Origin of the sequence: Sinomonas sp. P10A9, assembly GCF_041022165.1 — a bacterium.
Lineage (GTDB): Bacteria > Actinomycetota > Actinomycetes > Actinomycetales > Micrococcaceae > Sinomonas > Sinomonas puerhi.
On the sequence record NZ_CP163302.1, the window covers coordinates 468,582 to 491,642 of the forward strand.

Sequence of the window (23,061 nt, forward strand, 5' to 3'; positions counted from 1 at the left end):
GGTTACCGCCCCACCAGGAAGCTGCTCGTGAACGTCATGACGGTGCTGCCGTCCTGCTTGACCACCACGTAGTCGAGGGTCCACAGGCCCACGTCCGGTTTCTTGGTCTCGCGGGCCACCCGCACGGTCGCCTCGACGTGGATCGTGTCCCCGATGAACACGGGTTGTACGGCGCGGACCTCGTCGAGCCCGAGCCATGCGGCGACGTTGGAGAAGTAGCCGGTCTGGGTGAGCAGGCCGAGCCCCACCGAGAGCGTGAGCGGCCCGTGGCCGATCCGGCGGCCGAAGGGGGTCTGGGAGGCGTACTGCTCGTCGAGGTGGAGCGAGACCCAGTCGCCGGTGAGCCCCGCCCACTGGACCAGATGTGCCTCCGTGACCGTGATGCCGGGACTGTCAACGCGGTCGCCCTCCACGAGCGCGTCCCACTTGTGGTTCGGCCTGCCTTTCGGGGCGGCCATCCGGACCGCGGCAAGGTCGTCATCGAATGCCTGCATGTCGCTCCTCGAATCTGTAGGAAGGCTACGTGCCCTCGACATCCAGACTAGACTAGCGAGCGCTTGTTCGTATACTGGTGAAGTCAATTTCTTTTCAGTGGATTCACCTCGGAGGCCCACATGAGCACGTCCACGATTCCTACGGCAGCGGATCTCGGCGCCGCGGAGCCGGCCAAGACCGTCCACGAGCTTTTGGCGGAGAAGACCGAGCAGGCCAGGCTCGGCGGCCCGGAGAAGAACCGCCGCAAGATCATCGAGTCCGGCAAGCTGCTTGTACGCGAACGGCTCGCGCTCCTATTCGACGATAACGAGTACATCGAGGACGGACTCCTGGCCCGCTTCGAGGACGGGCTGCCCGGTGACGCCGTCGTCATTGCCTTCGGCCGCGTCGATGGCCGCGAAGTCTGCGTCATCGCCAACGACTTCAGCGTCAAGGCCGGCACGTGGGGCAACCGCACCTTCGAGAAGATCACCGCCGCGCAGGACAAGGCCGTCGCCGCGGGTATCCCCCTCATCTACCTTTTCGACTCCGCCGGCGCACGCATCGACGAGCAGTTCGAGAGCTTCGCCGGCCGCCACGCGTGGGGCAACATCTTCTACAACCAGGTCCAGATCTCCGGCCGCGTCCCTCAGGTCTGCGCCCTCTTCGGCCCCTCGCCCGCCGGATCCGCGTACGTCCCGGCTCTCTGCGACCTCACGATCATGGTCCGCGGCCACGCGACCGCCTATCTCGGGTCCCCGCGTCTGGCCGAGATGGTCACGGGTGAGAAGGTCACGCTCGAGGAGATGGGCGGCGCCGAGATGCACTGCACCGTGTCCGGCCTCGGCGATGTGCTCGTCGAGGACGACGCCGAGGCTATCGCGGCCCTCCGAGTCTGGCTGTCCTTCCTGCCGTCTAACTGGGAGCAGCCCGCGCCCATCGCGCCGTCGGTCGCGCCGCGCGAGGGCCGCACCCTCGAGGAGATCGTGCCGCTGCGCGAGGCGGAGGTCTTCGACATGGAGGAGTTCGTCGAGTCGCTCGTCGACGAGGGCACCTGGTTCCCCTACAAGGAGCTCTTCGCCCCCGAGATGCTCACCGGGTTCGCCCGCATCGGCGGCCGCCCCGTGGGGCTCGTGGGCAACCAGCCCAAGCACATGGGTGGATCGATCTTCCCCGACTCCTCGGACAAGGCCGCGCGCTTCATCTGGATCTGCAACGCCTACAACATCCCGATCATCTTCCTTGTGGACATCGCCGGCTACATGATCGGCTCTGCGGTGGAGCGCCAGGGCATCATCCGGCACGGGGCGAAGATGATCTTCGCCGTCTCCGAGTGCCGCGTCCCGCGCATCACCGTACTCGTCCGCAAGGCATACGGCGGCGGCTACCTGGCTATGTCGGGCGCACCGATGAATCCCGACGCGGTCATCGCGCTCCCCACGGCGCGCCCTGCCCTCATGGGCCCCGACGCCGCAGTCAACGGGATCTACTACAACCAGATCCACGAGATCGAGGACCCGGAGGAGCGCAGGGCCTTCATCGCGGAGAAGCACGCCGAGTACGCCGAGGGCATCGACGTCTTCAAGATCGCCAACGCCAACGCGGTCGAGGCCGTCGTCCCGGCCAATGACCTCCGGAACGACCTCTCGCGCCGACTCGATCTGTACGGGCGCCGCAAGGCGGTCCCGGTCGAGCGCCGCCAGGCCGTCACCCCCGTCTGAGTCATCTGGTCTGAGCGGAGAAGAGCATGATCAAGGTTGTCGCTGTCCTCAACGCCAAGCCCGGCATCAGCCGGGAGGAGTTCCTCCACAAATGGAACGTGGAGCACCCCATCCTCGTCCGCAGGCTCCCTGGCCTGCGGAGGTACCGCCAGAACCCCGCGATCGAGCACCGCAAGCAATGGCCGTTCAGTGGCATGGCTGAGCTGTGGTTCGACACAGTCGCCGACGTCAAGGTCGCCTACGGGGGGCCTGAGGCCGCAGAGGTCTTCGCCCACGAGGATGAGTTCCTCGAGCGGATGCAATGGTTCCTCGCCGACGAGGTCGAGATCGACATCCGCGGTGAGAATCGCTAGCCGGAACCTGTCAAGATGAGCGTCACTAGCCCCGAGGCGGACACCCTGATGGCCATCCGGAGGGCCGCCGTGAGGCTCTTCTATGAGCATGGCTACAACGCGACGACGCTGCGGCAGATTGCCGCGGACGCGGGCCTCAAGGTCGGCAGCCTCTACTACCACATCGCTTCCAAGGAATCCCTGCTCCTGGACATCATGTGCGGGGTGCTCGACGATCTCCACCGGGACGTTCTCGAGACCATTGCGGCGCATGTCGGCGAGGTGGATCGTCTGATGGCCGCCGTCGAGTCGCACATCCGGTTCCATGCCGAGCGCGGCCCCGAGGTTTTCGTGGGCAACACCGAGCTGCGGGCCCTTTCCAACGCGGGCCGTCGTGTCGTGGTAGCCAAGCGCGAGGGGTACGAGCAGTTCATGCTGGGACTGGTCGAGGCCGTCGTGGCCGCCGTCGAGGCCGATTCCATCGATCCGCGGGTCCACCTCTACAGCCTCTTCGCGCACGCGGCCCATGTGGCCGGGTGGTTCCGCGGAGAGGGCCGCATTGGCGTCGCCGATCTCGGCCGGGCCTACGCCGAACTGGCCCTGCGGGGGCTCGGGATCACGAAGCATTGAACATCAATAGTATCTAACGTACGCTTGTTCGTAAGAATGGAACTCACGTGGTTCCAGGCGCCGAGCAGGCGCATCTGCTGCAGAGAGGCACACGATGCGGACCATAGGAGACTGGATTCGGCTGAACAGCCGCCGGAATCCCGCGAGGGAGGCGTTCGTCGGAGTCGATGGGCGCGTGACATTCGGCGAGGCCGCCGAGAGGGCTTGGCAGCTGGGCCGCGGGCTGCGCAAAGCCGGCGTCACGGCCGGTAGCGGGGTGGGCGTCCTGGCGGGCAACACCGTGTTCAACGCCGAGGCGTTCCTCGGGGTCGCCGCGAGTGGCGGTGTCTACATCGCCTACAACTGGCGGTGGGCCGCAGCGGAGCTCGCAAACGGGATCCTTGAGACGGGCGCGAAGGTCATCCTCGCCGAGGAGGCGCACCTGCAACTGCTCGAGGAGGCTCTGGAGATCCTCGCGGAGAAGGTTGCGGATGACGGCGGGACGGTGCCCTCGGTCGTGCGCCAGGGTGCCGAGATCGATGCGCTCCGAATCGGCTCGGGGCCACTCGAGGATGTGGTCGACGCCGAGGCACCGCTGTGTGTCATCTACACCGGTGGCAGCACCGGCACCCCGAAGGGCGTGGTCCTGTCTCACCGCTCGTCCCTCGCCAACGCCCTCAATGAGATGTATGACTGCGGGGTCGGGAGCCGCGAGAACGAGCGCGGGCTCATCGTGACGCCGTTGTTCCACTCCGCGGCGCTACTGTGTTGGCTCGTGCCGCATTTCGTGGCCGGGGCCACGAGCGTGATCGCGCAGAAGTTCAGTGACGAGACCGTGGTGGACCTCGTGGGACGTGAGTCCATCACGAACACGTTCATGATCCCGAACATGATGCGCCGACTCATGGACCAAGGCGTCCTTACGGACCCCGCGATCAGGAAGAACCTCAAGGCGCTCTACACCGGCGCTGGCCTCCTGCGCATGCCGGACAAGCAGCTCTTCGCCGAGATGCTGCCCGGGACGGACCTCTTCTTCCGCTACGGCCTCACCGAGGCAGGGCCCATGGTCACGCGGCTCAGGCCGGCTGACATGCTTGACTCGGCCGTGGACGGCTCGATTGGCACCGAGTACCTCCTCGTTGAGGCACGGCTCCAGGACGCCGACGGGAACGAGGTGGCCCCCGGCGAGCTCGGGGAGATCTGCGTCAAGGGCCCGTCGCTCATGAGCGGCTACTACGGCCGCCCGGACGCAACCGCCGAGGCCATGCGCGGTGGCTGGCTGCACACCGGCGACCTGGCCGTGAAGGATGAGCGCGGCTACTTCTACTTCCGCGACCGGCTCAAGGAGATGATCAAGACCGGCGGCGAGAACGTCTACTCGGCTGAGATTGAGCAGGTCCTGCACCTCCACCCCGCCGTCCTCGAGGCCGTGGTCCTGGGCGTCCCGGACCCGAAGTGGGATGAGGAGGTCCGCGCGGTCGTCGTGCTCCGCAGCGGCCAGACCGCCGAGGCTGCCCAGCTGTCCAGCTTCCTCCGCGAGCGCTTGGCCGGGTACAAGGTCCCCAAGCAGATGGTCTTCCTCACCCCGGACCAGCTGCCCCGCACTGCCGCGGGCAAGCTCCAGAAGGCCGTACTCAAGACCCAGCTCGGATGGAGTGGTTCATGAAACTCGCCACGATCCGCTGGAGCGACAGCACCGGCACCCGCGCCGCCGTGCTCGACGGCGGCCGCCTCCATCCGCTCGACCTAGCCGACGTCGGGGCGTGGCTCGAGGCCGGCTCGCCCGACTGGGCCCAGCACGTCGACGGTGTGCCGGTCGAGACGGCCGACGCCGACTTCGCGCCGCTCGTGCCTCGGCCCGGGAAGATCATCTGCGTCGGGCTGAACTACCGGGACCACATCCTCGAGATGGGCAGGGAGCTCCCCGAGTACCCCACGCTCTTCGCGAAGTTCGCGGACTCCCTCGTCGGCGCGCGCGACGACGTTGTGCTGCCGGCCGGCTCCGGCAGGGTCGACTGGGAAGGCGAGCTCGCCGTCGTCGTGGGCCGCACCGTGAGCCACGCAGACGAGGACGCGGCCCGGGACGCAATCGCCGGGTTCGCCGTCTCCAACGACGTCTCAGCCCGCGACTTCCAGCGGCGCACGCCGCAGTGGCTCCAGGGCAAGACGTTCGATTCGACCACCCCGCTGGGCCCCTACCTCGTCACCGCCGACGAGACGGGGCCCGAGCCGGATCTGACGATCACGTGCAGCGTGGACGGCGCGGTCAAGCAGCAGTCCCGCACCTCCGAGCTCGTGTTCGGCCCCGTCGAGCTGGTCCGCTACATCTCCGCGATCACGATCCTGCGGCCCGGCGACGTGATCCTCACCGGCACCCCCGGCGGCGTCGGCGACGGCCGCGACCCGAAGGAGTACCTCCGCCCGGGGTCCGTGCTCACCACCACCATCGAGACCCTCGGCGAGACCGAAAACCTGTGCACCGAGACAAGGACCACCCATGTTCACTAAGATCCTCATCGCCAACCGCGGCGAAATCGCGGTCCGCGTTGTCCGGGCCGCCCAGTCACTCGGCGTCAAGGCCGTCGCCGTCCACTCCGAGGCGGATACGAAGTCGATGCACGTGCGAATCGCCGACGAGGCCGTGGACCTCGGTGCCGGCCCGGCCAGCGAGAACTACCTCAACGCCGCCAAGATCATCGAGGCTGCCCTCGCCACGGGCGCCCAGGCCATCCACCCGGGCTACGGGTTCCTCTCCGAGAACGCCGCATTCGCTCGGGCGGTCGCCGACGCGGGCCTGACCTTCATCGGCCCGAGCGCGACGGCGATCTCCACCATGGGCGAGAAGGTCGCCGCCCGCGCCGTCGCGGTCGAGGCAGAGGTTCCGCTCGCGCCTGGCTCGAACGGCGCCATCTCCAGCGCTGACGACGTCGTGGCGTTCGGCGCCAGCCACGGCTACCCGATCCTCGTCAAGGCCTCCGCTGGCGGCGGGGGGCGCGGTATGCGCCTCGTCAACACCGCGGCGGAGGCGGCCGACGCCGTCGCGGCCGCCACACGAGAGGCGACCGCCGCGTTCGGGAACGGCGAGGTCTACCTCGAGCGCTACCTGACGAGCGCCCGGCACGTCGAGGTCCAGGTCTTCGCCGACTCCCACGGCAACACGGTCTACGTCGGCGACCGCGACTGCTCCGTGCAGCGCCGCCACCAGAAGCTCGTGGAGGAGTCGCCCGCGCCCGGGCTGTCCGACGAAATGCGCCGCGCGATGGGGGCCGCCGCCGTGCGCCTCGCCGAGCACGTGGACTACGTGGGCGCAGGGACGGTCGAGTTCCTCGTCGAGGGGGAGCGCTTCTACTTCCTCGAGATGAACACCCGCATCCAGGTCGAGCATCCGGTCACCGAGATGGTCCACGGTGTGGACCTCGTCGCCGAGCAGATCAAGGTCGCCGCCGGCGCGCCGCTGAGCATCCTCGACCGGCTCGCGCCGGTGGGGGCCGCCGTCGAGGCGCGTATCAACGCCGAGGACGTCGCAGACGGCCTCTTCCTCCCGGCACCGGGTCCGCTCCAGACCGTCGAGGCCCCGGAGGGGGAGGGCCTGCGGTTCGATGCCGGCTATGCCTCCGGCGACGAGGTCCTGCCGTACTACGACAGCCTGGTCGGCAAGCTCATCGCCCATGGGGCCACCCGCGAGGAGGCGCTCGACCGGCTCGCCGTCGGGCTGCGAGAGCTGAACATCGTCGGGGTGCCGACCACAGTTCCGGCCGCCCTCGCGATCGTGACGCATGAGGATTTCCGCGCCGCGCGGTTCTCGACGCGCTGGCTCGAGGAAAGCATGAACCTCGCGGAGGAGCTCGAGAAGCTCGACGAGGCGCCGTCACGCCAGGAGGTCGGGGTCGGCGGCCGCTTCTACACCATCCCGGTGTTCCCCGACCTCGGCCGGCCCGGCGCCCAAGCCGTGCTCCCGGCGGCAGGTGCAGCGGAACCGTCTTCCGATCGGGCCGCGGTGAACGGATCCGCCAACGGCACGCGGACTGGCCGCGGCGTTAAGGCGCGTAAGGCCAAGGCCACGGACGGCAGCGTCAAGGCGCCCATGCAGGGAACGATCGTCAAGGTGAACGTCGCCGAGGGCCAGAGTGTCGAGGCCGGCGAGGTCCTCTTTGTCCTCGAGGCCATGAAGATGGAGAACCCGATCACCGCGCCCGCGGCCGGAATTGTGGGATCCGTCAACGCCGCGGTGGGCGATGCGCTCGCCGCAGGCACGCTGCTCACCCAGCTTGTCCTCGAGGGGGCTGCCGCGTGAAGCCGTACCGCTCCCTGCTGTTCGTCCCCGGCCATAAGCGGTCCTGGATCGACAAGGCCCTCGCCTCGGACGCCGACGCTGTGATCATCGACCTCGAGGACTCGGTCCCCGAGGAGGATAAGGCGCTCGCCCGGGCCAACGCCCGCGAGGCCCTCGACGCCCCGGGCTCGGTGCCGGGCGGCAAGGGCGTGCTCGTGCGGCCCAACGCCCTGGATACGGCGCATTTCGGGGCCGACATCCTCGAGGTCACGCACGGCCGGCTCACAGGATTCCTCCTGCCGAAGCTGTTCACGCGCGACGACGTGGTCAGGTTCGACGCCCTCGTCACCGCAGCGGAGCTCGCCCACGGGGTGGACCGCGGGACCGTAGAGCTCATCCCGTCCCTCGAGACCGCGGCGTCGATCCAGAACGTCGAGGCGATCCTCTCCGGCCCGCGGGTCGGCGGGGTGATGGCTGCGGCGGCGAAGGATGCCGACGTCTCGCGCGAGGTGGGCTTCACCTGGACCGCCGAGGGGCAGGAGACCCTGTACCTCCGCAGCCGCGTGGTCCTCGCCGCCCGTGCCGCTGGCCTGCGCAGCATAGTCCTCGGCCTGTGGCAGGAGGTGCGCAACCTAGACGGACTGCGTACCTTCGCCGCCGCGAACAACCGACTCGGGTACACCGGGCAGGTCCTCATCCACCCGACGCACGCGCAGGTGGCCAACGAGGAATACGGGCTCTCCGACTACATGCGCACCTACTACGAGGGCCTCATCTCGGCCTTCGAGGACGGCCAGCGCGAGGGGCACGGCGCGGTCTCCTACCGGGGCGACCACATCGACCTGGCCCACGCCAACCACGCCCGGCAGGCGCTCGCGTTCGCCGCGGCAAGCTGACACCCATCAGATCCACCAGACCCAAGGAGCCAACCATGGCAGGCATGTACTACGAGGACTTCGAGGTGGGCACCGTGATCCTCCACGAGGTCACCCGCACCGTCACCGAGGCGGACAACCTCCTCATCACCACCCTCACCATGAACGTCCAGCCCCTGCACCTCGACGCCGAGTTCTCGGCCAAGAGCATGTACGGCAAGCAGATTGTCAACAGCATCTTCACGCTCGGCCTCGTGACCGGCATACCCGTCCAGGACACGACGCTTGGCACCACGCTCGGGAACCTCGGCTTCCGCGACATCGAGTTCCCCAAGCCCGTGTTCATCGGGGACACCTTGCGGGTGGAGACCGTGGCTCTGGACAAGCGCGTCTCCAAGTCCCGTCCCGATACCGGGATCGTGGGCATCGAGCACCGCGGCTACAACCAGCGCGACGAGCTCGTGTGCGTCGTCCGCCGGACCGCGCTCATGAAGCGGAAGGTCGTGGCTGTCGCTGCCGCGGAGTCGGCCACGGCCTGAACACCACGGGGCGCAGCCGGCGACGAGCGCTGGCCCGTCGCCGGCTTTCCGCGTTCCGACGCCCAGCACAGGAGCCCACGTGACTCAGGATAGTCTGCTCGATTTCGCCGACCACCAGCTCATCTCCCGCCTCAAGGCGGACTACTTCTTCGCCATCGATACCAAGGACTGGAACCGACTGCGGGGCCTGTTCGCCGACGGGGCACGGTTCGAGGGGTTTCCTTTCGCCTCGGGCGGCCCGGAGGCTTTCGTCGCCGGAGTGTCGACGTGGCTGGCGCGGATGCGCTCGGTCCATCACGGGATGATGCCCGATCTCCGGGCGGTCGGCGCGGACCTCGTGCGTGGCCGATGGACAATGACGGACTACCTTACGTGGACTGACCGCGACTTCGACTACAAGGGGTTCGCAGTGCCCGGCATGTACGGGATTCGGGGCTACGGCTACTACGACGAAGAGTACGTGCGCTGCCAAGACGCCCGCTGGCGCATCTCCTTCATGCGGCTCACGCGCCTGTGGATCGACCCCCTGAGGGGTGACTACCTTCAGCCGCCCGCGTACGATGTGCCATCCGTGGAGACGCGTTGGCTTGATCCGGTGGGCGAACGAACGCTCGGGAGCTAAGATGGGTGGACGCGCAAGAAGGAGGATCGATGCCAGCGACGACTGAACGCAGGACGGCTGATGCCATTCGGGAGGAGGCGGCCAAGCTCTTCTTCGAGCGCGGCTACAACGCGACGTCGCTGCGCGATGTCGCGGCCGCCGTCGGCCTGAAGGTCGGCAGCCTGTACAACCACATCGAGAGCAAGGAAGACCTCCTGCTCCAGATCATGGGCGGGATCATTGACGATCTCCTCGAACAGGCACGGCAGGCACTCGCGGAGGCGACCGGTGACGCCGTCGACCGCCTCCAGGCCGTGCTGGGGGCCCACCTGCGGCTCCACACGGAGCGCGCGCAGACGGTGTTCATCGGCAACACCGAGCTGCGGTCGCTCTCGCCGGACGCCCATCAGAAGATCGTGGACAAGCGGCGGGAGTTCGAGCTGTTCCTTCGCGGACTCGTCGAGGACGCGGGGCGCGCTGGCCTGGCCGACCTCATCGATGTGCGGATCCACGTCTACAGTTTCGTGGCCCAGGCCACGCACATCGCGAGCTGGTACCAGCCGGGGCGCGGTAAGTCCTTGGATGAGATCCTCCGGGACTACACCAAGCTCGCCCTGCGGGAGCTGGGCGTCTCCGACGCCGACGAGCGCGTGGACCGCCAGTACGCGGCCTCGGCTCACCCGGCGGCCTGACACAGCAACGGGCACGAGTGAGGGCCGGCAACTTTGCCGGCCCTCACTCATTCGCTCTCTGCTCAGGAGCGGTAGTCGATCTCGAGGTCCACGACGTCCTGGTCCTGGAGGTTGACCACGATGTTGTCAGGGGTCCGCGTGGTCATCCAGATGAGCTCCTCGGTTTTGCTCGCGTTGCCCTCGATGTGGGGCATGAACGGCGGCACGAAGACGAAATCGCCCTCCTCGAGGTATACGATCTGGCCGTAGCCCTGGCCGTAGCGGATGTAGCCGCGGCCCTTGAGCACGTAGCCGCCGGTCTGGGCCTCCCCGTGGTGGTGCGCACCCGAGACCTCGCCCGGGCCGGTGTAGACCTTGCCGAACCAGATGCGGTCCGCGGCGCTGTTCTCCCGGCTCACGCCCGATACGCGGCGGGCGTTGAGCGTCTGGCCGGGGGCGGCCTCGAGATCGACCGCGCGGTGCACGCGGAAGATGTCGGTGTTCTGGTTGATGTCGAAGGCGATGTCGGTCATCGTCAGTGTCCTTTCGGGTGGCATCGGCGGCACCGTCCGCCGTCGGTCTGGGCGGCTGGAAGGCTGCTTCCAGTGTCCAACTGACCGACTTTAGTGTCAAGCAAACGCTTGTTCGTTTATGTATGTTCGAGTCGAAAGTCTCCAAAATCTCAGGTGACGTCTTGCATGAGATGGGAATCACATCTACTGTTGTGGACGAGCGCTTGTTCGTATTCGGTTCCTCTACAAGTCAGGGATCTCCATGTCTGATCTGACCAGCTACTCCGCGCCAATGGCGGCGCACACCTCAGATGCCCCTATCGCGGACACCAGGGGGGCACGGCGCGCGGTCGCGAGCGGTACGTTCGGTACCGCACTCGAGTGGTTCGATTTCGCCGTCTACGGCACCCTTTCGGCCACAATCTTCCCGCATCTGTTCTTCCCGGCCTTCGACGCAAATAGCGCCGTACTGGCGTCGTTCGCGACGTTCGGCGCAGGCATGGCGGCCAGGCCGCTCGGCGGCGTCGTCTTCGGCGCCATGGGCGATCGGATCGGCCGCCGCAACGTCCTCATGTTCACGCTCGTCCTTATGGGTATCTCCTCGATCCTCATCGGCCTGCTGCCCACCTACGCCGCGGCGGGCATCATCGCGCCGACCCTTCTTGTCGCGCTTCGCTTCCTGCAAGGCTTCGCCCTCGGTGGGGAGTCGACCGGCGCGCAGATCCTCGTGGTCGAGCACGCTCCGAACGAGCGACGCGGCTTCTTTGGCGGCATCCTCGCCACCGGCTCTCCCGTAGCTCAGACCATCGCCTCGCTGACCCTCACGGGCCTCGCCATGTTCCTCTCGAAGGATGCGTTCGAGTCGTGGGGCTGGAGGATCCCGTTCCTCATGGGCATCCTGCTCCTGGTAGTGGGCGTCTTCATCCGCCGCCGTATTGAGGAGTCGGAGGCGTTCAAGGAGAGCCAGCGGCTCGCTGCCGAATCCGACGAGCCGCAGGACCGCGCCCTCGCCGTGCTACGCAAGAGGCCGGGCACCGTCCTCAAGCTCGTGCTGGCCTGGGCCGCGCCCGCCGGCCTGTTCTGGATCTGCGTCACGTACGCCGTGAACTACATGACCAAGGAATTGCACTACGACAACTCGAGCACGTTCGCGCTCATGGTCATGGGGAACGTCATCTCGATCCCTGCGGCAATCTTCGGCGGCCGTCTGAGCGATCGGATCGGCCGCAAGAAGTCGTTCCTCCTCGGCCTTCTGCTCATGGGAATCTCGGCGGCCACGATGTTCCCGACCATGAACACGATGAACTATGCCGCCAGCGTCGCGGTCATCGCCGTTGCCCTGTGCGGCATCCAGATGATGGCAGGCACCCAGGCGTCGTTCTTCGCCGAGGCCCTCCCCACGAGCATGCGGTACACCGGCTCCGCGCTCGGCATGACCTTTGCGGGCCTCATCTTCGGCGCCCCGATCCCGTTCGTCGCCGCGTGGATCTTCCAGAACACAAGCAACGGGACCCTCGCGCTGACCCTCATGGGTGTGGGGCTCGTGGTGATCTCGGCGATCGCGACACTCTTGCTCCCCGAGCGCTACAAGCGAGGGCTTCACGAGGACCTGTGATCGTCGCACCATGAGCATCGGGCGGACCTGCGAGAGGCGGGTCCGCCCGATGCTGTTCTCCGTCCCGCCTAGGACCAGATGTACTCCTCGGCGATCGCGCCATCCTTCCATTTCGCGACGGTGACCATGCGGCCTCCGCCCTCGAACTCGCCGATCACGCAGGTCCACTCGCCGGACCCGAACCCAATCGGGTGGGACGTGATCTGCGGCGGGGTGCCCCCGGCCGTCTCGACGTAGGCCTTCATCGCGTCGATGTGCTCCTGCACGCCGTCGGTCGGTGGTGCGCCCTTCCAGTCCACGTGCACGTCATCGGTGTGGTGGTGGGCGAACACGCCGTGCCAGTCGGCCTTGTTCCACCCGTCGAAGTCGAGATCGTCCATGCCCTTGAGGTTGTTCTGAACCTGATCGTCTGCCATGTTCCTGCCCATCTTCTGAGGAATTGCCCGGATTCAGCAGCGTCACGGCTGAGGCGATGCGAACGGGTGCGGCGAGCCGTGACCGCACGAATCTATCCCCGTGCTCTGGGCGGCGAATAGGTCTGGCTCAGCGGAACGCGGGGCGGAACCGGAGCGCCGACCACACGTCGTCGAGCGAGACCTGCCGCACCGGGTCGGCGCCGAGCGCGATGACCTCCTGGGCCAGGAGATCGCGGTTGAGGTCCGTGCCGAGCTTCTTCGCCTTCGGATAGGCGATCCACGCGAGCCGGTCCTCGTGGGCCGCGCGGACCGCTGCCGCACCGCGTGCGGCTAGCTCATCGCGGTTGGCCACGTAGAGCACGACGGCGGCCGCGGCCCCGGCGTCGTCGCTCGCCTCGAAAGGGCCCTCCAAAGCCGGCGCATCCGCGGGCGCGTTGAGCACAGCAACCGTCATGCCCGGTTGGATCTGCGGCTTCTGCCAGAGTTCCACTCGGTCAGTATGCCCAGGTTTCGGTGTCGCTCAACCACGGGTGCCGAGCGTGAGGGTCACCGGAACGACGTCGTCCGCGTCGATCCCCTCGGCCTCGCGGTACGCCTTGCGCAGCGGCACGAGGTAGGCGCCGTCCTTCGGCATGAGGGCGGTGGTCCACTCAGAGCCGCCCAAGCGCACCGAGACGGGGATACAGCCCCAGCCGTAGGTGAGCTCGCGCGAGACCGCGTGGATCTCCTCCGACTCCTCTTCGGGGACCCGGACGAAGACGAACGGCGCGGGGCCCCGCCATTCGATCACGTCGCCGTCGAAGCTCAGCTCCATCCGGCCAGTATGCCGTCCGCGGTGAGGCTGTCCGGCCCGATATCGTCCACCCCCGTCACCCCGGCCACGGCCATCGTGATGTCGAATTCGGCGCGGAACCCGTCGAACACCTCGCGCGCGCCCTCCTCCCCTGCGAGAGCAAGCCCGTACATGTACGGCCGTCCGATGCACACCGCCGCGGCGCCGAGCGCGAGCGCCTTGAACGCGTCCGCCGCGCAGCGCAGGCCCGAGTCGAACAGGACGGGCACGCGCCCGGCCGTTGCCTCGACCACTCCGGGGAGGGCGTCCAGGGACCCAAGCGCGCCGTCGAGCTGACGTCCGCCATGGTTGGACACGATGATCCCGTCCACGCCGTGCTCGAGCGCGGCCCGCGCGTCATCGGGGTGCTGGAGGCCCTTGACCAGGATCGGCAGGCGGGTCCGCTCCCGCAGCCAGGCCAGATCGGACCACGTGAGAGTGGTTCGCGAGAACACGTCGAGGAACGTTTCCACGCTCGCCCTCGGCACACGCGAGGTGAGATTCTCCCGGAACCCGCCGGGATGCTCCCGGGCCAGCCGCACGAGCGAGCGAACCGCCGCGGGGGTGGGACGCGCCGTCGTGCGCTCCCCGGACGCGCCCGAGGCGACCCGCTCGCTGACCAGCGCGCGGAAGGCCGGGTCCGAGGTGTACTGCGCGATTCCCATCCCTAGCGCGAACGGCAGGAAGGCGTTGTCAAGGTCGAGGGTGCGCCACGAGAGGACCATCGTGTCGAGGGTGACGACGATGGCGCCGCACCCGATCCGCTCCGCGCGCCGCACGAACGACTCGACCACCGCATCCTCGCTGCTCCAGTACAGCTGGAACCACCGCTCCGTGTCTCCGAGCTGGGCGGCGATCGACTCCATGGCGTACGACGCCTGCGACGAGATGATCATCGGCACGCCCGCCGCGCGCGCCGCACGGGCGACTGCGAGGTCCCCAGCCGGGTGTGCTAGCTCGAGGACGCCGATCGGTGCGGCGAGGAACGGCGAGGGGTGGCGCCGTCCGAAGAGCTCGACCGACGTGTCCCGCGCGGAGACGTCGCGCGCGAGGCGGGGGACGAGCCGCCACCGGTCGAACGCGGCGCGGTTCGCCGCCATGGTCGAGCCCATTCCGGCGCCGGTGGCCACGTAGCCGCGGGCCTCGCGCGACATCGCGGCGAGGCCGCGGCGCTCGAGCTCAGCGGGGTTGGTCGGCACGGCAGGGCGCCTGCCGAAGACGCCCTTGCGGTAGATCCGGCCTTGGACATCGCGCCCGAAGGAACCTGGACGTGGCTGATCTGTGGCGGAGGTCACGCTCGAAGTCTAGGTCGCGGCGCGCGACGGCGGGCCGGTCACCTGAGGCGACCGGCCCGCCGTCGGGTGTGGTTGTGGGTCCGTGCGACCAGCGTCAGCGCGCGAGGAAGTCCGCGTGCCTCGCATGCGCCTCGGCGACCTTCGCGCGGATCGCGTCGATGTCCTTGACCTTGTCGCGGTACTTCTTGTCCATCTCCAGGATGTCCTTCTCTTCATCGAGGAGCTCCCGGTAGACCCGCTCGCGCTCGGTGGCGTCGGCCGTGTACTCGAGGTCGAGGTAGCTCTCGGCATGGCGGCGGGCATTGTTGACGGCTGCGTGCGCCTTGCCCGCCTTGCTGAACAGCGAGGCGATGACCGTGACGAGCAGGACGCCGATGATCACCGTGAGGGAGAGGCCGGTCGTGATCTCGAAGACCTGGACGTGCTCGCCGCCGTTGATGAACGGCAGGTTGTTCTCGTGCAGCGCGTGGAGGACGAGCTTGACGCCGATGAACGCGAGGATCGCGGCGAGGCCGTACGAGAGGTAGATGAGGCGGTCGAGCAGGCCGTCGAGCAGGAAGAACAGCTGGCGCAGGCCCATGAGCGAAAACGCGGTCGCGGTGAAGACGACGTACGCGTTCTGGGTCAGGCCGAAGATCGCCGGAATCGAGTCGAGGGCGAAGAGCAGGTCCGTGCCGCCGATTGCGACCATGACGAGGAGCATGGGGGTGAGGACGCGTTTGCCGTTCTCAACGGTGAAGAGTCTGTCGCCGTCGTAGTGCTCGGAGGTGCGCAGGAACTTGCGGGCCAGGCGGATGACGAAGTTGTCCGCCTCCTCATCGCCTGAGTCTTCGCCCTTGAGCAGGTTGCCGGCGGTGATGAGCAGGATGAGGCCGAAGAGATAGAAGACCCACGAGAACGCGTTGATGAGCGCCACGCCGGCGAAGATGAACGCAGAGCGCGCGATGAGGGCGAACACGATGCCGAACAGGAGGACCTTCTGCTGGTCCTCGCGAGGAACCCGGAAGCTCGCCATGATCACGAGGAACACGAAGAGGTTGTCTACGGAGAGGGCCTTCTCCGTGATGAAGCCGGCGAAATACTCGCCGCCCATGGTCGAGCCGCCGAAGACGAGGAGGACGACGCCGAACAGCACCGCGGCGCCGACGTAGATCGAGGACCACACCGCCGCTTCCCTGAGCGTGGGCACGTGCGCCTTGCGGATGTGGAAGAAGTAGTCGAAGGCCAGCAGGGCCAGGATCACCACGATGGTGATGGTCCAGACGAGCGGTGATACGGACATGGAAAGGGTCCCTTTCGCAGGTAGGCGATATCGCCACAAGTCTCTCCACCCGCCCGATGTGTGGGCTGGCCGCTGCACCCGGCCGGGCTCCGGCGCCCGACGTGCTGACGTGTGCAGCGCTTGGGATACTCCCCTGCGCAGAGTCCAGCCTAACGGCTACCTTGGCTGTCGCAAAACTCATGGCAAACTCTCAGCTTCTGCGCACTTCCTGCAAGGGTCGCTTCACAACTAGTCTCGCTGCAGCCGGACCCGCTGGGGTGTCCGGCAGAACGGGAGAAGAAGCATGGCGCCCCATCGCGGTTCTCATCGGTTTTCCCTGCGTGCCCTCGCCGCCACCGCGGCCGTGGGCTGCACCCTCGGACTCGCGGCGGTAGGTGTATCGAGCGCCGCGGCGGCGCCGCCCAATCCGCCGCCCTCGAGTTCCAAGTCCTTCCCCGGCTCAGTGCCGCCGTGGGCCGGGGCACGGACGAAGACTGGGATCCCCCTGACCAACACCACCGTCGAGGGGGAGATATACCTCAAGCTGCCCAACGAAGCAGCGGCCACGGCCTTCGCTACTGCCGTCTCGACTCCCGGAAACCCGCAGTACGGCCAGTACCTGACTGCCGCCCAGTGGAAGTCCCAATACGCGCCCGCGCAGGCGGCTACAGACAAGGTGGTCGCCTGGATCCAGGCGCAGGGCATGGTCATCACGGGGGTGCCGGACAGTGGGATGTACGTCGTCTTCCGTGGCACCGTCGCGGAGGTCAACGCAGCATTCCAGGTCGCGGAACAGACGTACTCCGTGCAGGGCACCGATCTCATCGGGCCGGACCGGGCACCGACCGTTCCGGGCGACATCGCAGGCCTGGTCTCGTCCGTCAGCATCGATCAGGGCCGCCTCCTCACCCGCCCGGACAACATTGCCGACGGCGCGGACGCCTCGCCGGGCGGCCAGTCTGCTTCCGCAGTGCCGGTCGCGACTCCGTGCTCCCACTACTGGGACGAACACGAGGTGACGGTCCCCAGGACCGCGACCGGCGCGACGTCGGCCCCGACCGTCCTATGCGGCTATACGCCAGGCCAGATCCAGGCGACGTATGGACTCGGCAACGGCGTCGCGATGAATGCGACGGCCGGCGCGGGGCAGACGGTGGCGATCATCGACGCCTTCGCGGCGCCCACGATGCTCTCTGACGCCAACCAGTACGCGTCGCTCCACGGCCTTCCGGCGCTGACCTCGACTTCCTATCGCGAGATCCTTCCGAGCGTCTATTACGACCAGGCGCTCTGCGCAGAGCCGAGTGGCTGGCAGGGCGAAGAGGCGCTCGACGTCGAGGCCGTGCACTCCACCGCTCCTGGCGCTAACATCCTCTACGCCGGAGGCTCGAATTGTGCCGGTGGGCTGGACATCGCCATGTCGAAGATCCTCGACGGCCAGCTCGCGAACATCGTGAGCAACAGCTACGGGTACGTCGGCGAGGCCGTAGCGCCCGATCAGCTCGCAGGGGAGGTCCACCAGCACCTCCAGGCCGCGGCCGAGGGCATCGGGCTGTACTTCTCGAGCGGCGACAGCGGCGACGAGAAGAAGGCGCTCGGCTACACCTCCCCGGACTTCCCGGCGAGCTCGCCATTCGTGACGTCGGTGGGCGGCACGAGCCTCGCGCTCGACCAGTCCAACAACTATCTGTGGGAGACCGCGTGGGGAACCACGCGCCAGCGGATCCTCGCGCAGGCCGACGGCACACTCACCTACGCCGGTGCACTTCCGGGCGTGTTCCAGTACGGTGCGGGCGGCGGCCGGAGCGCGGACTTCGACCAGCCTGCATACCAGACCGGGCTCGTTCCGGCGCCGCTCGCGAACGGCAAGCGCGTTTCGCCGGACGTCTCGGCGCTCGCTGATGTGTGGACGGGGTTCCGGATCGGCTTCAGCCCCATCACCAACGACCACTCGCTGAACACCGGCAGCTACTCCGAGGAGCGGATCGGCGGCACCTCGCTCTCGTGCCCGCTCACGGCTGGGCTCATGGCAAGCGCGCAGGCTGCGTCCAACAAGCGAATCGGCTTCGCGAACCCGGCGGTCTATCAGGCGGCAGCCGCCCCGGGCGCTGCGATGAGGGATGTCACCTCCCCAGCGACTTCCATCAACCTCGTCCGCGCCTACCCGGCCACGGGCCTCACCTGGATGGCGACCCTGGGCCTCGACACGTCCCTGACGGCGACGAAGGGCTATGACGACGTCACGGGCGTCGGAAGCATGACCGAGGCGTTCGCGCAGCAGGTCGCGGCCCAGCACTGAGGCAAGCTCCTCAGGCGCCTTCTCACCGTAAGCGAGGGGCGTGACGGCGAGGCGCACGACGGCGGCACCCACCCGTCGTCGTGCGCCTCGCCTTTCGCGTGGGGAGGCAGTGCCAGCGCGGAGACCTCATCGCGGAGCCGCCTACCATGACTCGCATGGACTCCAGCGTGGTTGTGGTGGGCTCGTTGAACGCGGACCTGGTCTTCTCCGCTGAGCGGATGCCGGATCCCGGGGAGACAGTGGCGGGCGCCGACTTCGCGGTCCATCCGGGCGGCAAGAGCGCGAATCAGGCCGTTGCGGCGGCGCGGCTCGGGGCGAGGGTGCGGCTTGTGGGCGCAGTCGGGGACGACCCTCACGGCGAGATGCTGCGCGCCTCCGCCGAGGCGGCGGGCGTGGACGTCTCGGCAGTGCGCGTGGTTGCAGGTGTGCCGAGCGGCGTCGCGGGCATCACTGTCGACGCCCGCGGCGAGAACAGCATCGTGATCATTCCCGGCGCGAACGGGATGCTGGCCCCTGGGGACATTGCGGCGGCGCGCTCGCACTCTGTTTTCGAGGGCGCAGCAGTGGTGTGCCTGTGCCTCGAGGTCCCCATGCCCACGGTGCTCGCGGCCGCGCAGGCGGGGCGTGACGCGGGAGCGACAGTCATCCTGAACCTGTCCCCTTACGCCGCGATCCCCCCTGAGCTCGCAGCCTGCACGGACGTGCTCCTCGTCAACGCGCGCGAGGCCGGACAGCTCCTGGGCAGCGGCGATCTCGAGCCCAGTTCGGATTGGACTGCCACGGACTGGGCGGAGGCCGGGCCAGCGTTCGTCAGGGCCGGGTTCCGCAAGGTCATCGTGACCCTAGGCGCCCGAGGCGCAGTGCTTCTCGATCCCGACCCGGCGGCAGCCGTGGTGCCCCTCGAGTCCACGCCGGTTGTGCCGGTGGACACGACCGGCGCCGGCGATGGGTTCACCGCTGCCGTCACAGTCCGCCTCGCCGCCGGCGACAGCCTCGAGGACGCGGCGCGCTACGCCTCGGTCGCCGCAGCCCTCGCCACCACGCGTCCCGGGGCTCAGCCGTCTTACCCGTCGGCAGGCGAGGTCGAGGAGAAGATCCGACACGCAGGACGGGACGCCGAGCGAGATGCAGGACGGGACGTCGAGCGGGACGCTGGATGAGCGCGGGACGTCGAGCGGGACGCTGGATGAGCGCGGGGCGTCGAGCGGGACGCTGGATGAGCGCGGGGCGTCGAGCGGGACGCTGGATGAGCGCGGGGCGTCGAGCGGGACGCTGGATGAGCGCGGGGCGTCGAGCGGGACGCGGGATGAGCGCGGGGCGTCGAGCGGGACGCGGGATGAGCGCTGGACGTCGAAGGCAGGCGAAGCGACGCCTCTTAGAAGGGCGGCGGTTCGTCGCCGTCAGACGTTTGAATGTCCCATGAACCGCGCGGCGGTGGCGGCTTAGGTAATGGGGAGTCGCGCCGCGCTGGCGTAGGAGGCAGTTCGGGGTCTCGCGGTCCGGCCAGTTCGGCAGTTTCGACTGTTTCAACTGATCCGGCGGGGAGCCTGACGGTTCGCGGTCCCAGGATGTGGTCGCGGCTCAGGGGCTCGGCGGGCAGAATTGTGCCGAGAAGGGTTTCCCAGAGGAGCTGGCCGCTGACCTTGGGTGGCTCTTTGGGGAGCTTCGCGCCCGCGACGGTGGGCTCCGAGCCCTCGGCCGCCTCTCTGCGGAGACGGAAGAGGGCCAGTGACTTCAGTGCGTGGTGCTTGGGGCAGAGCAGGGTGAGGTTCTCGGCATCGGTAGTGCCGCCGTCCTGCCATTCGATCGTGTGGTCGATCTCAGACCGCCTCGCCGCGCACGAACATCCGGGGACGAGACACGTGCCATCGCGGTACTGGATGAAGCGGACCAAGCCTGCCGGCGGTCGATAGGTGCTCCGCCCGAGCTTGACGGGAACCCCCTCGTCGTCCGTGAAGATGCGCTGCCACGTCGGCGCGGCCGCCGCAAGCAGCCGCGCGGTATCGGCGTCGATAACGCCGTAGCCCTCGAGCTGGGCAACGTCGTCGGACGCTCCGAGCGCCACCGCGAGCGGAATATGCACGACGATCTCCGCCTTGACGCCGCCGAGCAGTTCTTCGGGAGACGGTACGGACGCCGCGGGCGTTCCGGTGCTGGCCGGATCGAGCCTGTCCGCGAGGGCCAGGTTGATGAACGCGTCGGCACGTAGCTGGGCGAGCGTCCTGACCTCGCCCTCGCGGCCGCGAGCCGAGCGTGCGACCGCGTCGATGCGCGCGTACATGGATGTTGCCGTCTCGGCGGGCAGGAGCGCGGACAGCGTGCACATGCCGTCCTCGTCCGGCTGGAGCCACACGCGGCGATCTTCGCGTGCGGCCGCGCGCCGCCTCACGATCGACTCCGGGTGGAGGCGCTCACGCAGATCGCGGACGACTGCGCGGAACTCGCCCGGGGTCCGGACACGTCCCTTGCGGGTATGGAGCCGTGAGAGCGCCTCGATGCCGAAGGCCTCGGCGACGGATTCGGGCAGGGACGACGCCTGATCGACGATAGCCCGGGCGTGGGCCTCGGTGATGTCTCCCGCCGCGAGGGCCTCGTGGAGCGCTGGGTGGAGGTTGACGAGGGCCACGGAGAAATTCATGGTCCGAGCGGCGGCAGCCTCCGATGTGTTCTGGAGGGAGGCTATCTCGGCGACCGCAGCGGCGTGCTCGACGTCCCCACCGAACCGGGTGGGCTGCGATTCCCGCCCCGCCAGAGGAGTCTCCGCCACGTGCTGGGTGTGCCGGTCGATGAGGAGTGCGCGCAGGCTGGCGCTGAAGGAATCGAAGTCTGCGAGTGCCCGAAGCGCCTGGGACACCCCATCCGGAGTGTCGAGGGCCTGGGGATCGAGGCTGAGCGAACCATGGAGGGCGTCCGGGTGGCGCGAGATGAACTCGAGCTCCGCAGCGGACCGCAGTCCTGCAGTCGGCATCCTGAACCCCCTCAGTCCACTTGATTCGAATCTATGTTCCTATACTATAGACCGAGTTGTTGAAACGCTAGAGTTATTTTCGAATTCTGTGAGATCCCGAGCCCGTCTACCCACCGCCCTCCGTCATCTGTACCCACGGAAACTCGCCCGTGAACCTCGCTCGCTAGGATGGGCAGTGGCCAAACCACGCGACCCGCGTGATACCCCGTCGAGCCACTGTCGAGGAGCACTCAATGCCTATCGCCACCCCTGAGAAGTACGCAGAGATGATCGACTCCGCCAAGGCCGGCGGCTACGCATTCCCCGCGGTGAACGTGACCTCGTCACAGACGCTCAACGCAGCCATTCGCGGCTTCGCCGAGGCCGGATCCGACGGCATCATCCAGGTGTCCACCGGCGGCGCGGCTTACTGGTCCGGCGCCTCGGTCAAGAACATGGTGGTCGGCTCGCTCGGCTTCGCGGCGTTCGCACGCGAGGTCGCCAAGAGCTACGACGTCAACATCGCCCTCCACACCGACCACTGCCCCAAGGACAAGCTCGACAGCTTCGTGCTGCCGCTCCTCGCGGCGTCCGAGGACGAGGTCAAGGCGGGGCGCAATCCGTTCTTCAACTCGCACATGTGGGATGGCTCCGCCGAGACGCTCGAGGAGAACCTCCGCGTCGCCAAGGAGCTCCTGCCCCGCACTTCGGCCGCGAAGATGATCCTCGAGGTCGAGATCGGCGCCGTGGGCGGCGAAGAGGACGGCGTCGAGAACGCCATCAACGAGAAGCTGTACTCCACGGTTGCCGATGGCCTCGCGACCGTCGAGGCCCTCGGGACGGGCGAGAACGGCCGCTACATCACGGCGCTGACGTTCGGCAACGTCCACGGCGTCTACAAGCCGGGCAACGTCAAGCTGCGCCCGGAGATCCTCAAGGACATCCAGGCGCAGGTCGGCGCGCAGGTCGGCAAGGACAGCCCGTTCGACCTCGTGTTCCACGGCGGTTCCGGCTCGAGCGAGCAGGAGATCGCGGACGCCGTCTCCTACGGCGTGATCAAGATGAACATCGACACCGACACGCAGTACGCCTTCACGCGGCCGGTGGCCGGGCACATGTTCTCCAACTACGACGGCGTGCTCAAGGTCGATGGCGAGGTGGGCAACAAGAAGACCTACGACCCTCGCGTCTGGGGTGCCCTTGCCGAGGCCGGCATGGCCGCGCGCATCGTCGAGGCAGCGCAGCAGCTCGGTTCCGCCGGCAAGTCCATCAAGTAATGAGCGACGAGTTCCGCACCAACCTCCTCGGCCCGGAGCCCACGCGGCTCCCGGCCGAGAGCGAGGTGTACCAGGGCCTCGCGATGGGGCAGGAGGCCCGCGACCTCGTGGTCAAGCACCCGGAGTCGTCGCTCCTGTGGGCGATCCTCGCCGAGGAGGCCTGGGACGAGGGAAGCACGGTTGAGTCCTACGCGTATGCCCGCGTCGGCTACCACCGCGGCCTCGACGCCCTGCGCCGCAACGGATGGCGTGGCGCGGGGCCCGTCCCGTGGGAGCATGAGCCCAACCAGGGATTCCTCCGGGCGCTCTACTCGCTCGGCAGGGCTGCCGCGGCGATCGGCGAGGTGGGCGAGCCCGAGCGGATCGACACGTTCCTCGCCGAGTCCGACCCGGCCGCGAAGGCCGCGATCGAGGCATCCCAGCACTAGGCATCGCAGCATCAGGAACCCCTGACGCACGACGGCGCGTGGCCGGCTTCCGCACGGAAGCCGGCCACGCGCCGTCGTGCGTCC

At 68.0% G+C, this 23,061-nt stretch carries 23 protein-coding genes; 15 read left to right on the forward strand and 8 right to left on the reverse strand.

Translation table 11 applies throughout. From position 1 onward, the window contains the following. Positions 1 to 2 precede the first annotated feature (2 nt). Complete coding sequence (locus AB5L97_RS02085; protein WP_307956984.1) at positions 3 to 494, reverse strand: MaoC/PaaZ C-terminal domain-containing protein; 492 nt, start codon at positions 492 to 494, stop codon at positions 3 to 5. A 120-nt stretch (positions 495 to 614) separates the two neighbouring features. On the opposite strand from AB5L97_RS02085, the gene AB5L97_RS02090 reads away from it, so the two are divergent. The 10 genes from AB5L97_RS02090 (at position 615) to AB5L97_RS02135 (ending at position 10,116) form a co-directional block, all read left to right on the forward strand. Next, positions 615 to 2,195 (forward strand): acyl-CoA carboxylase subunit beta, encoded by a 1,581-nt coding sequence (locus AB5L97_RS02090; RefSeq protein WP_307956983.1) that lies wholly within the window; start codon positions 615 to 617, stop codon positions 2,193 to 2,195. A gap of 26 nt (positions 2,196 to 2,221) precedes the next feature. Beyond that, the gene (locus AB5L97_RS02095) at positions 2,222 to 2,548 is read left to right on the forward strand and encodes an EthD family reductase (protein ID WP_307956982.1); all 327 of its coding nucleotides are present in this window, start codon (positions 2,222 to 2,224) and stop codon (positions 2,546 to 2,548) included. Positions 2,549 to 2,563: 15 nt separating this feature from the next. Then, positions 2,564 to 3,157 (forward strand): TetR/AcrR family transcriptional regulator, encoded by a 594-nt coding sequence (locus AB5L97_RS02100; protein ID WP_369046262.1) that lies wholly within the window; start codon positions 2,564 to 2,566, stop codon positions 3,155 to 3,157. 94 nt (positions 3,158 to 3,251) lie between these two features. Next, positions 3,252 to 4,802, forward strand: a complete 1,551-nt coding sequence (locus AB5L97_RS02105) for a class I adenylate-forming enzyme family protein (RefSeq protein WP_369046263.1) — start codon at positions 3,252 to 3,254, stop codon at positions 4,800 to 4,802. Then, on the forward strand, positions 4,799 to 5,644 hold the full coding sequence (locus AB5L97_RS02110; RefSeq protein ID WP_307956979.1) for a fumarylacetoacetate hydrolase family protein: 846 nt from the start codon (positions 4,799 to 4,801) through the stop codon (positions 5,642 to 5,644). The genes AB5L97_RS02105 and AB5L97_RS02110 overlap by 4 nt, the downstream gene beginning before the upstream one ends. Beyond that, positions 5,634 to 7,430: an acetyl/propionyl/methylcrotonyl-CoA carboxylase subunit alpha gene (locus tag AB5L97_RS02115; RefSeq protein ID WP_307956978.1), complete on the forward strand. Its 1,797-nt coding sequence runs from the start codon at positions 5,634 to 5,636 to the stop codon at positions 7,428 to 7,430. Before AB5L97_RS02110 ends, AB5L97_RS02115 begins: the two co-directional genes overlap by 11 nt. Next, positions 7,427 to 8,305, forward strand: coding sequence for an HpcH/HpaI aldolase/citrate lyase family protein (locus AB5L97_RS02120; protein ID WP_369046264.1), 879 nt, complete (start codon positions 7,427 to 7,429; stop codon positions 8,303 to 8,305). Before AB5L97_RS02115 ends, AB5L97_RS02120 begins: the two co-directional genes overlap by 4 nt. 35 nt (positions 8,306 to 8,340) lie before the next feature. Continuing rightward, positions 8,341 to 8,823: a MaoC family dehydratase gene (locus AB5L97_RS02125; protein ID WP_307956976.1), complete on the forward strand. Its 483-nt coding sequence runs from the start codon at positions 8,341 to 8,343 to the stop codon at positions 8,821 to 8,823. A 79-nt stretch (positions 8,824 to 8,902) separates the two neighbouring features. Continuing rightward, positions 8,903 to 9,445: a nuclear transport factor 2 family protein gene (locus tag AB5L97_RS02130; protein WP_369046265.1), complete on the forward strand. Its 543-nt coding sequence runs from the start codon at positions 8,903 to 8,905 to the stop codon at positions 9,443 to 9,445. Positions 9,446 to 9,474: 29 nt separating this feature from the next. Then, positions 9,475 to 10,116, forward strand: coding sequence for a TetR/AcrR family transcriptional regulator (locus tag AB5L97_RS02135; RefSeq protein WP_307956974.1), 642 nt, complete (start codon positions 9,475 to 9,477; stop codon positions 10,114 to 10,116). 62 nt (positions 10,117 to 10,178) lie between these two features. Here AB5L97_RS02135 and AB5L97_RS02140 read toward each other — a convergent pair whose 3' ends face one another. After that, positions 10,179 to 10,628, reverse strand: a complete 450-nt coding sequence (locus AB5L97_RS02140; RefSeq protein WP_307956973.1) for a cupin domain-containing protein — start codon at positions 10,626 to 10,628, stop codon at positions 10,179 to 10,181. Between the two features lie 241 nt (positions 10,629 to 10,869). Between AB5L97_RS02140 and AB5L97_RS02145 the strand changes: the two genes are divergently transcribed. Beyond that, positions 10,870 to 12,222 (forward strand): MFS transporter, encoded by a 1,353-nt coding sequence (locus AB5L97_RS02145; protein ID WP_307956972.1) that lies wholly within the window; start codon positions 10,870 to 10,872, stop codon positions 12,220 to 12,222. A 68-nt stretch (positions 12,223 to 12,290) separates the two neighbouring features. Here the strand turns inward: AB5L97_RS02145 and AB5L97_RS02150 are convergent, their stop codons facing one another. From AB5L97_RS02150 to AB5L97_RS02170, 5 genes are all read right to left on the reverse strand, one after another. After that, positions 12,291 to 12,638, reverse strand: coding sequence for a hypothetical protein (locus AB5L97_RS02150; RefSeq protein WP_307956971.1), 348 nt, complete (start codon positions 12,636 to 12,638; stop codon positions 12,291 to 12,293). 127 nt (positions 12,639 to 12,765) lie between these two features. Continuing rightward, the gene (locus AB5L97_RS02155; RefSeq protein ID WP_369046266.1) at positions 12,766 to 13,128 is read right to left on the reverse strand and encodes a hypothetical protein; all 363 of its coding nucleotides are present in this window, start codon (positions 13,126 to 13,128) and stop codon (positions 12,766 to 12,768) included. 30 nt (positions 13,129 to 13,158) lie between these two features. Then, the gene (locus AB5L97_RS02160) at positions 13,159 to 13,452 is read right to left on the reverse strand and encodes a DUF1905 domain-containing protein (protein ID WP_369046267.1); all 294 of its coding nucleotides are present in this window, start codon (positions 13,450 to 13,452) and stop codon (positions 13,159 to 13,161) included. After that, complete coding sequence (locus AB5L97_RS02165; RefSeq protein WP_369046268.1) at positions 13,443 to 14,765, reverse strand: alpha-hydroxy-acid oxidizing protein; 1,323 nt, start codon at positions 14,763 to 14,765, stop codon at positions 13,443 to 13,445. The genes AB5L97_RS02160 and AB5L97_RS02165 overlap by 10 nt, the downstream gene beginning before the upstream one ends. Positions 14,766 to 14,859: 94 nt before the next feature. Beyond that, on the reverse strand, positions 14,860 to 16,047 hold the full coding sequence (locus tag AB5L97_RS02170; RefSeq protein WP_369046269.1) for a TerC family protein: 1,188 nt from the start codon (positions 16,045 to 16,047) through the stop codon (positions 14,860 to 14,862). A 283-nt stretch (positions 16,048 to 16,330) separates the two neighbouring features. On the opposite strand from AB5L97_RS02170, the gene AB5L97_RS02175 reads away from it, so the two are divergent. Beyond that, a complete protein-coding gene (locus AB5L97_RS02175; RefSeq protein ID WP_369046270.1) occupies positions 16,331 to 18,325 on the forward strand; it encodes a S53 family peptidase in 1,995 nt (664 codons plus the stop codon). Positions 18,326 to 18,480: 155 nt separating this feature from the next. Further along, a complete protein-coding gene (locus AB5L97_RS02180; RefSeq protein ID WP_369046271.1) occupies positions 18,481 to 19,485 on the forward strand; it encodes a ribokinase in 1,005 nt (334 codons plus the stop codon). A 215-nt stretch (positions 19,486 to 19,700) separates the two neighbouring features. Here AB5L97_RS02180 and AB5L97_RS02185 read toward each other — a convergent pair whose 3' ends face one another. Continuing rightward, entirely contained in the window at positions 19,701 to 21,293 is a 1,593-nt protein-coding gene (locus AB5L97_RS02185; RefSeq protein ID WP_369046272.1) for an HNH endonuclease signature motif containing protein, read from the reverse strand. 233 nt (positions 21,294 to 21,526) lie between these two features. Here AB5L97_RS02185 and fbaA point away from each other — a divergent pair, with 233 nt between their 5' ends. Together fbaA and AB5L97_RS02195 are read left to right on the forward strand one after the other, a co-directional pair. Continuing rightward, positions 21,527 to 22,549 (forward strand): class II fructose-bisphosphate aldolase, encoded by a 1,023-nt coding sequence (gene fbaA, locus AB5L97_RS02190; protein WP_307956956.1) that lies wholly within the window; start codon positions 21,527 to 21,529, stop codon positions 22,547 to 22,549. Then, positions 22,549 to 22,977 (forward strand): DUF3151 domain-containing protein, encoded by a 429-nt coding sequence (locus tag AB5L97_RS02195; protein WP_369046273.1) that lies wholly within the window; start codon positions 22,549 to 22,551, stop codon positions 22,975 to 22,977. Before fbaA ends, AB5L97_RS02195 begins: the two co-directional genes overlap by 1 nt. Positions 22,978 to 23,061: the final 84 nt, after the last annotated feature.

Bases quoted from the DNA above. Each gene is read 5' to 3' on its own strand.
- AB5L97_RS02085 (WP_307956984.1), bottom strand. From the start codon at position 494: ATGCAGGCATTCGATGACGACCTTGCCGCGGTCCGGATGGCCGCCCCG.
- AB5L97_RS02090 (WP_307956983.1), top strand. From the start codon at position 615: ATGAGCACGTCCACGATTCCTACGGCAGCGGATCTCGGCGCCGCGGAG.
- AB5L97_RS02095 (WP_307956982.1), top strand. From the start codon at position 2,222: ATGATCAAGGTTGTCGCTGTCCTCAACGCCAAGCCCGGCATCAGCCGG.
- AB5L97_RS02100 (WP_369046262.1), top strand. From the start codon at position 2,564: ATGAGCGTCACTAGCCCCGAGGCGGACACCCTGATGGCCATCCGGAGG.
- AB5L97_RS02105 (WP_369046263.1), top strand. From the start codon at position 3,252: ATGCGGACCATAGGAGACTGGATTCGGCTGAACAGCCGCCGGAATCCC.
- AB5L97_RS02110 (WP_307956979.1), top strand. From the start codon at position 4,799: ATGAAACTCGCCACGATCCGCTGGAGCGACAGCACCGGCACCCGCGCC.
- AB5L97_RS02115 (WP_307956978.1), top strand. From the start codon at position 5,634: ATGTTCACTAAGATCCTCATCGCCAACCGCGGCGAAATCGCGGTCCGC.
- AB5L97_RS02125 (WP_307956976.1), top strand. From the start codon at position 8,341: ATGGCAGGCATGTACTACGAGGACTTCGAGGTGGGCACCGTGATCCTC.
- AB5L97_RS02135 (WP_307956974.1), top strand. From the start codon at position 9,475: ATGCCAGCGACGACTGAACGCAGGACGGCTGATGCCATTCGGGAGGAG.
- AB5L97_RS02140 (WP_307956973.1), bottom strand. From the start codon at position 10,628: ATGACCGACATCGCCTTCGACATCAACCAGAACACCGACATCTTCCGC.
- AB5L97_RS02145 (WP_307956972.1), top strand. From the start codon at position 10,870: ATGTCTGATCTGACCAGCTACTCCGCGCCAATGGCGGCGCACACCTCA.
- AB5L97_RS02150 (WP_307956971.1), bottom strand. From the start codon at position 12,638: ATGGCAGACGATCAGGTTCAGAACAACCTCAAGGGCATGGACGATCTC.
- AB5L97_RS02160 (WP_369046267.1), bottom strand. From the start codon at position 13,452: ATGGAGCTGAGCTTCGACGGCGACGTGATCGAATGGCGGGGCCCCGCG.
- AB5L97_RS02170 (WP_369046269.1), bottom strand. From the start codon at position 16,047: ATGTCCGTATCACCGCTCGTCTGGACCATCACCATCGTGGTGATCCTG.
- AB5L97_RS02175 (WP_369046270.1), top strand. From the start codon at position 16,331: ATGGCGCCCCATCGCGGTTCTCATCGGTTTTCCCTGCGTGCCCTCGCC.
- AB5L97_RS02180 (WP_369046271.1), top strand. From the start codon at position 18,481: ATGGACTCCAGCGTGGTTGTGGTGGGCTCGTTGAACGCGGACCTGGTC.
- AB5L97_RS02185 (WP_369046272.1), bottom strand. From the start codon at position 21,293: ATGCCGACTGCAGGACTGCGGTCCGCTGCGGAGCTCGAGTTCATCTCG.
- fbaA (WP_307956956.1), top strand. From the start codon at position 21,527: ATGCCTATCGCCACCCCTGAGAAGTACGCAGAGATGATCGACTCCGCC.
- AB5L97_RS02195 (WP_369046273.1), top strand. From the start codon at position 22,549: ATGAGCGACGAGTTCCGCACCAACCTCCTCGGCCCGGAGCCCACGCGG.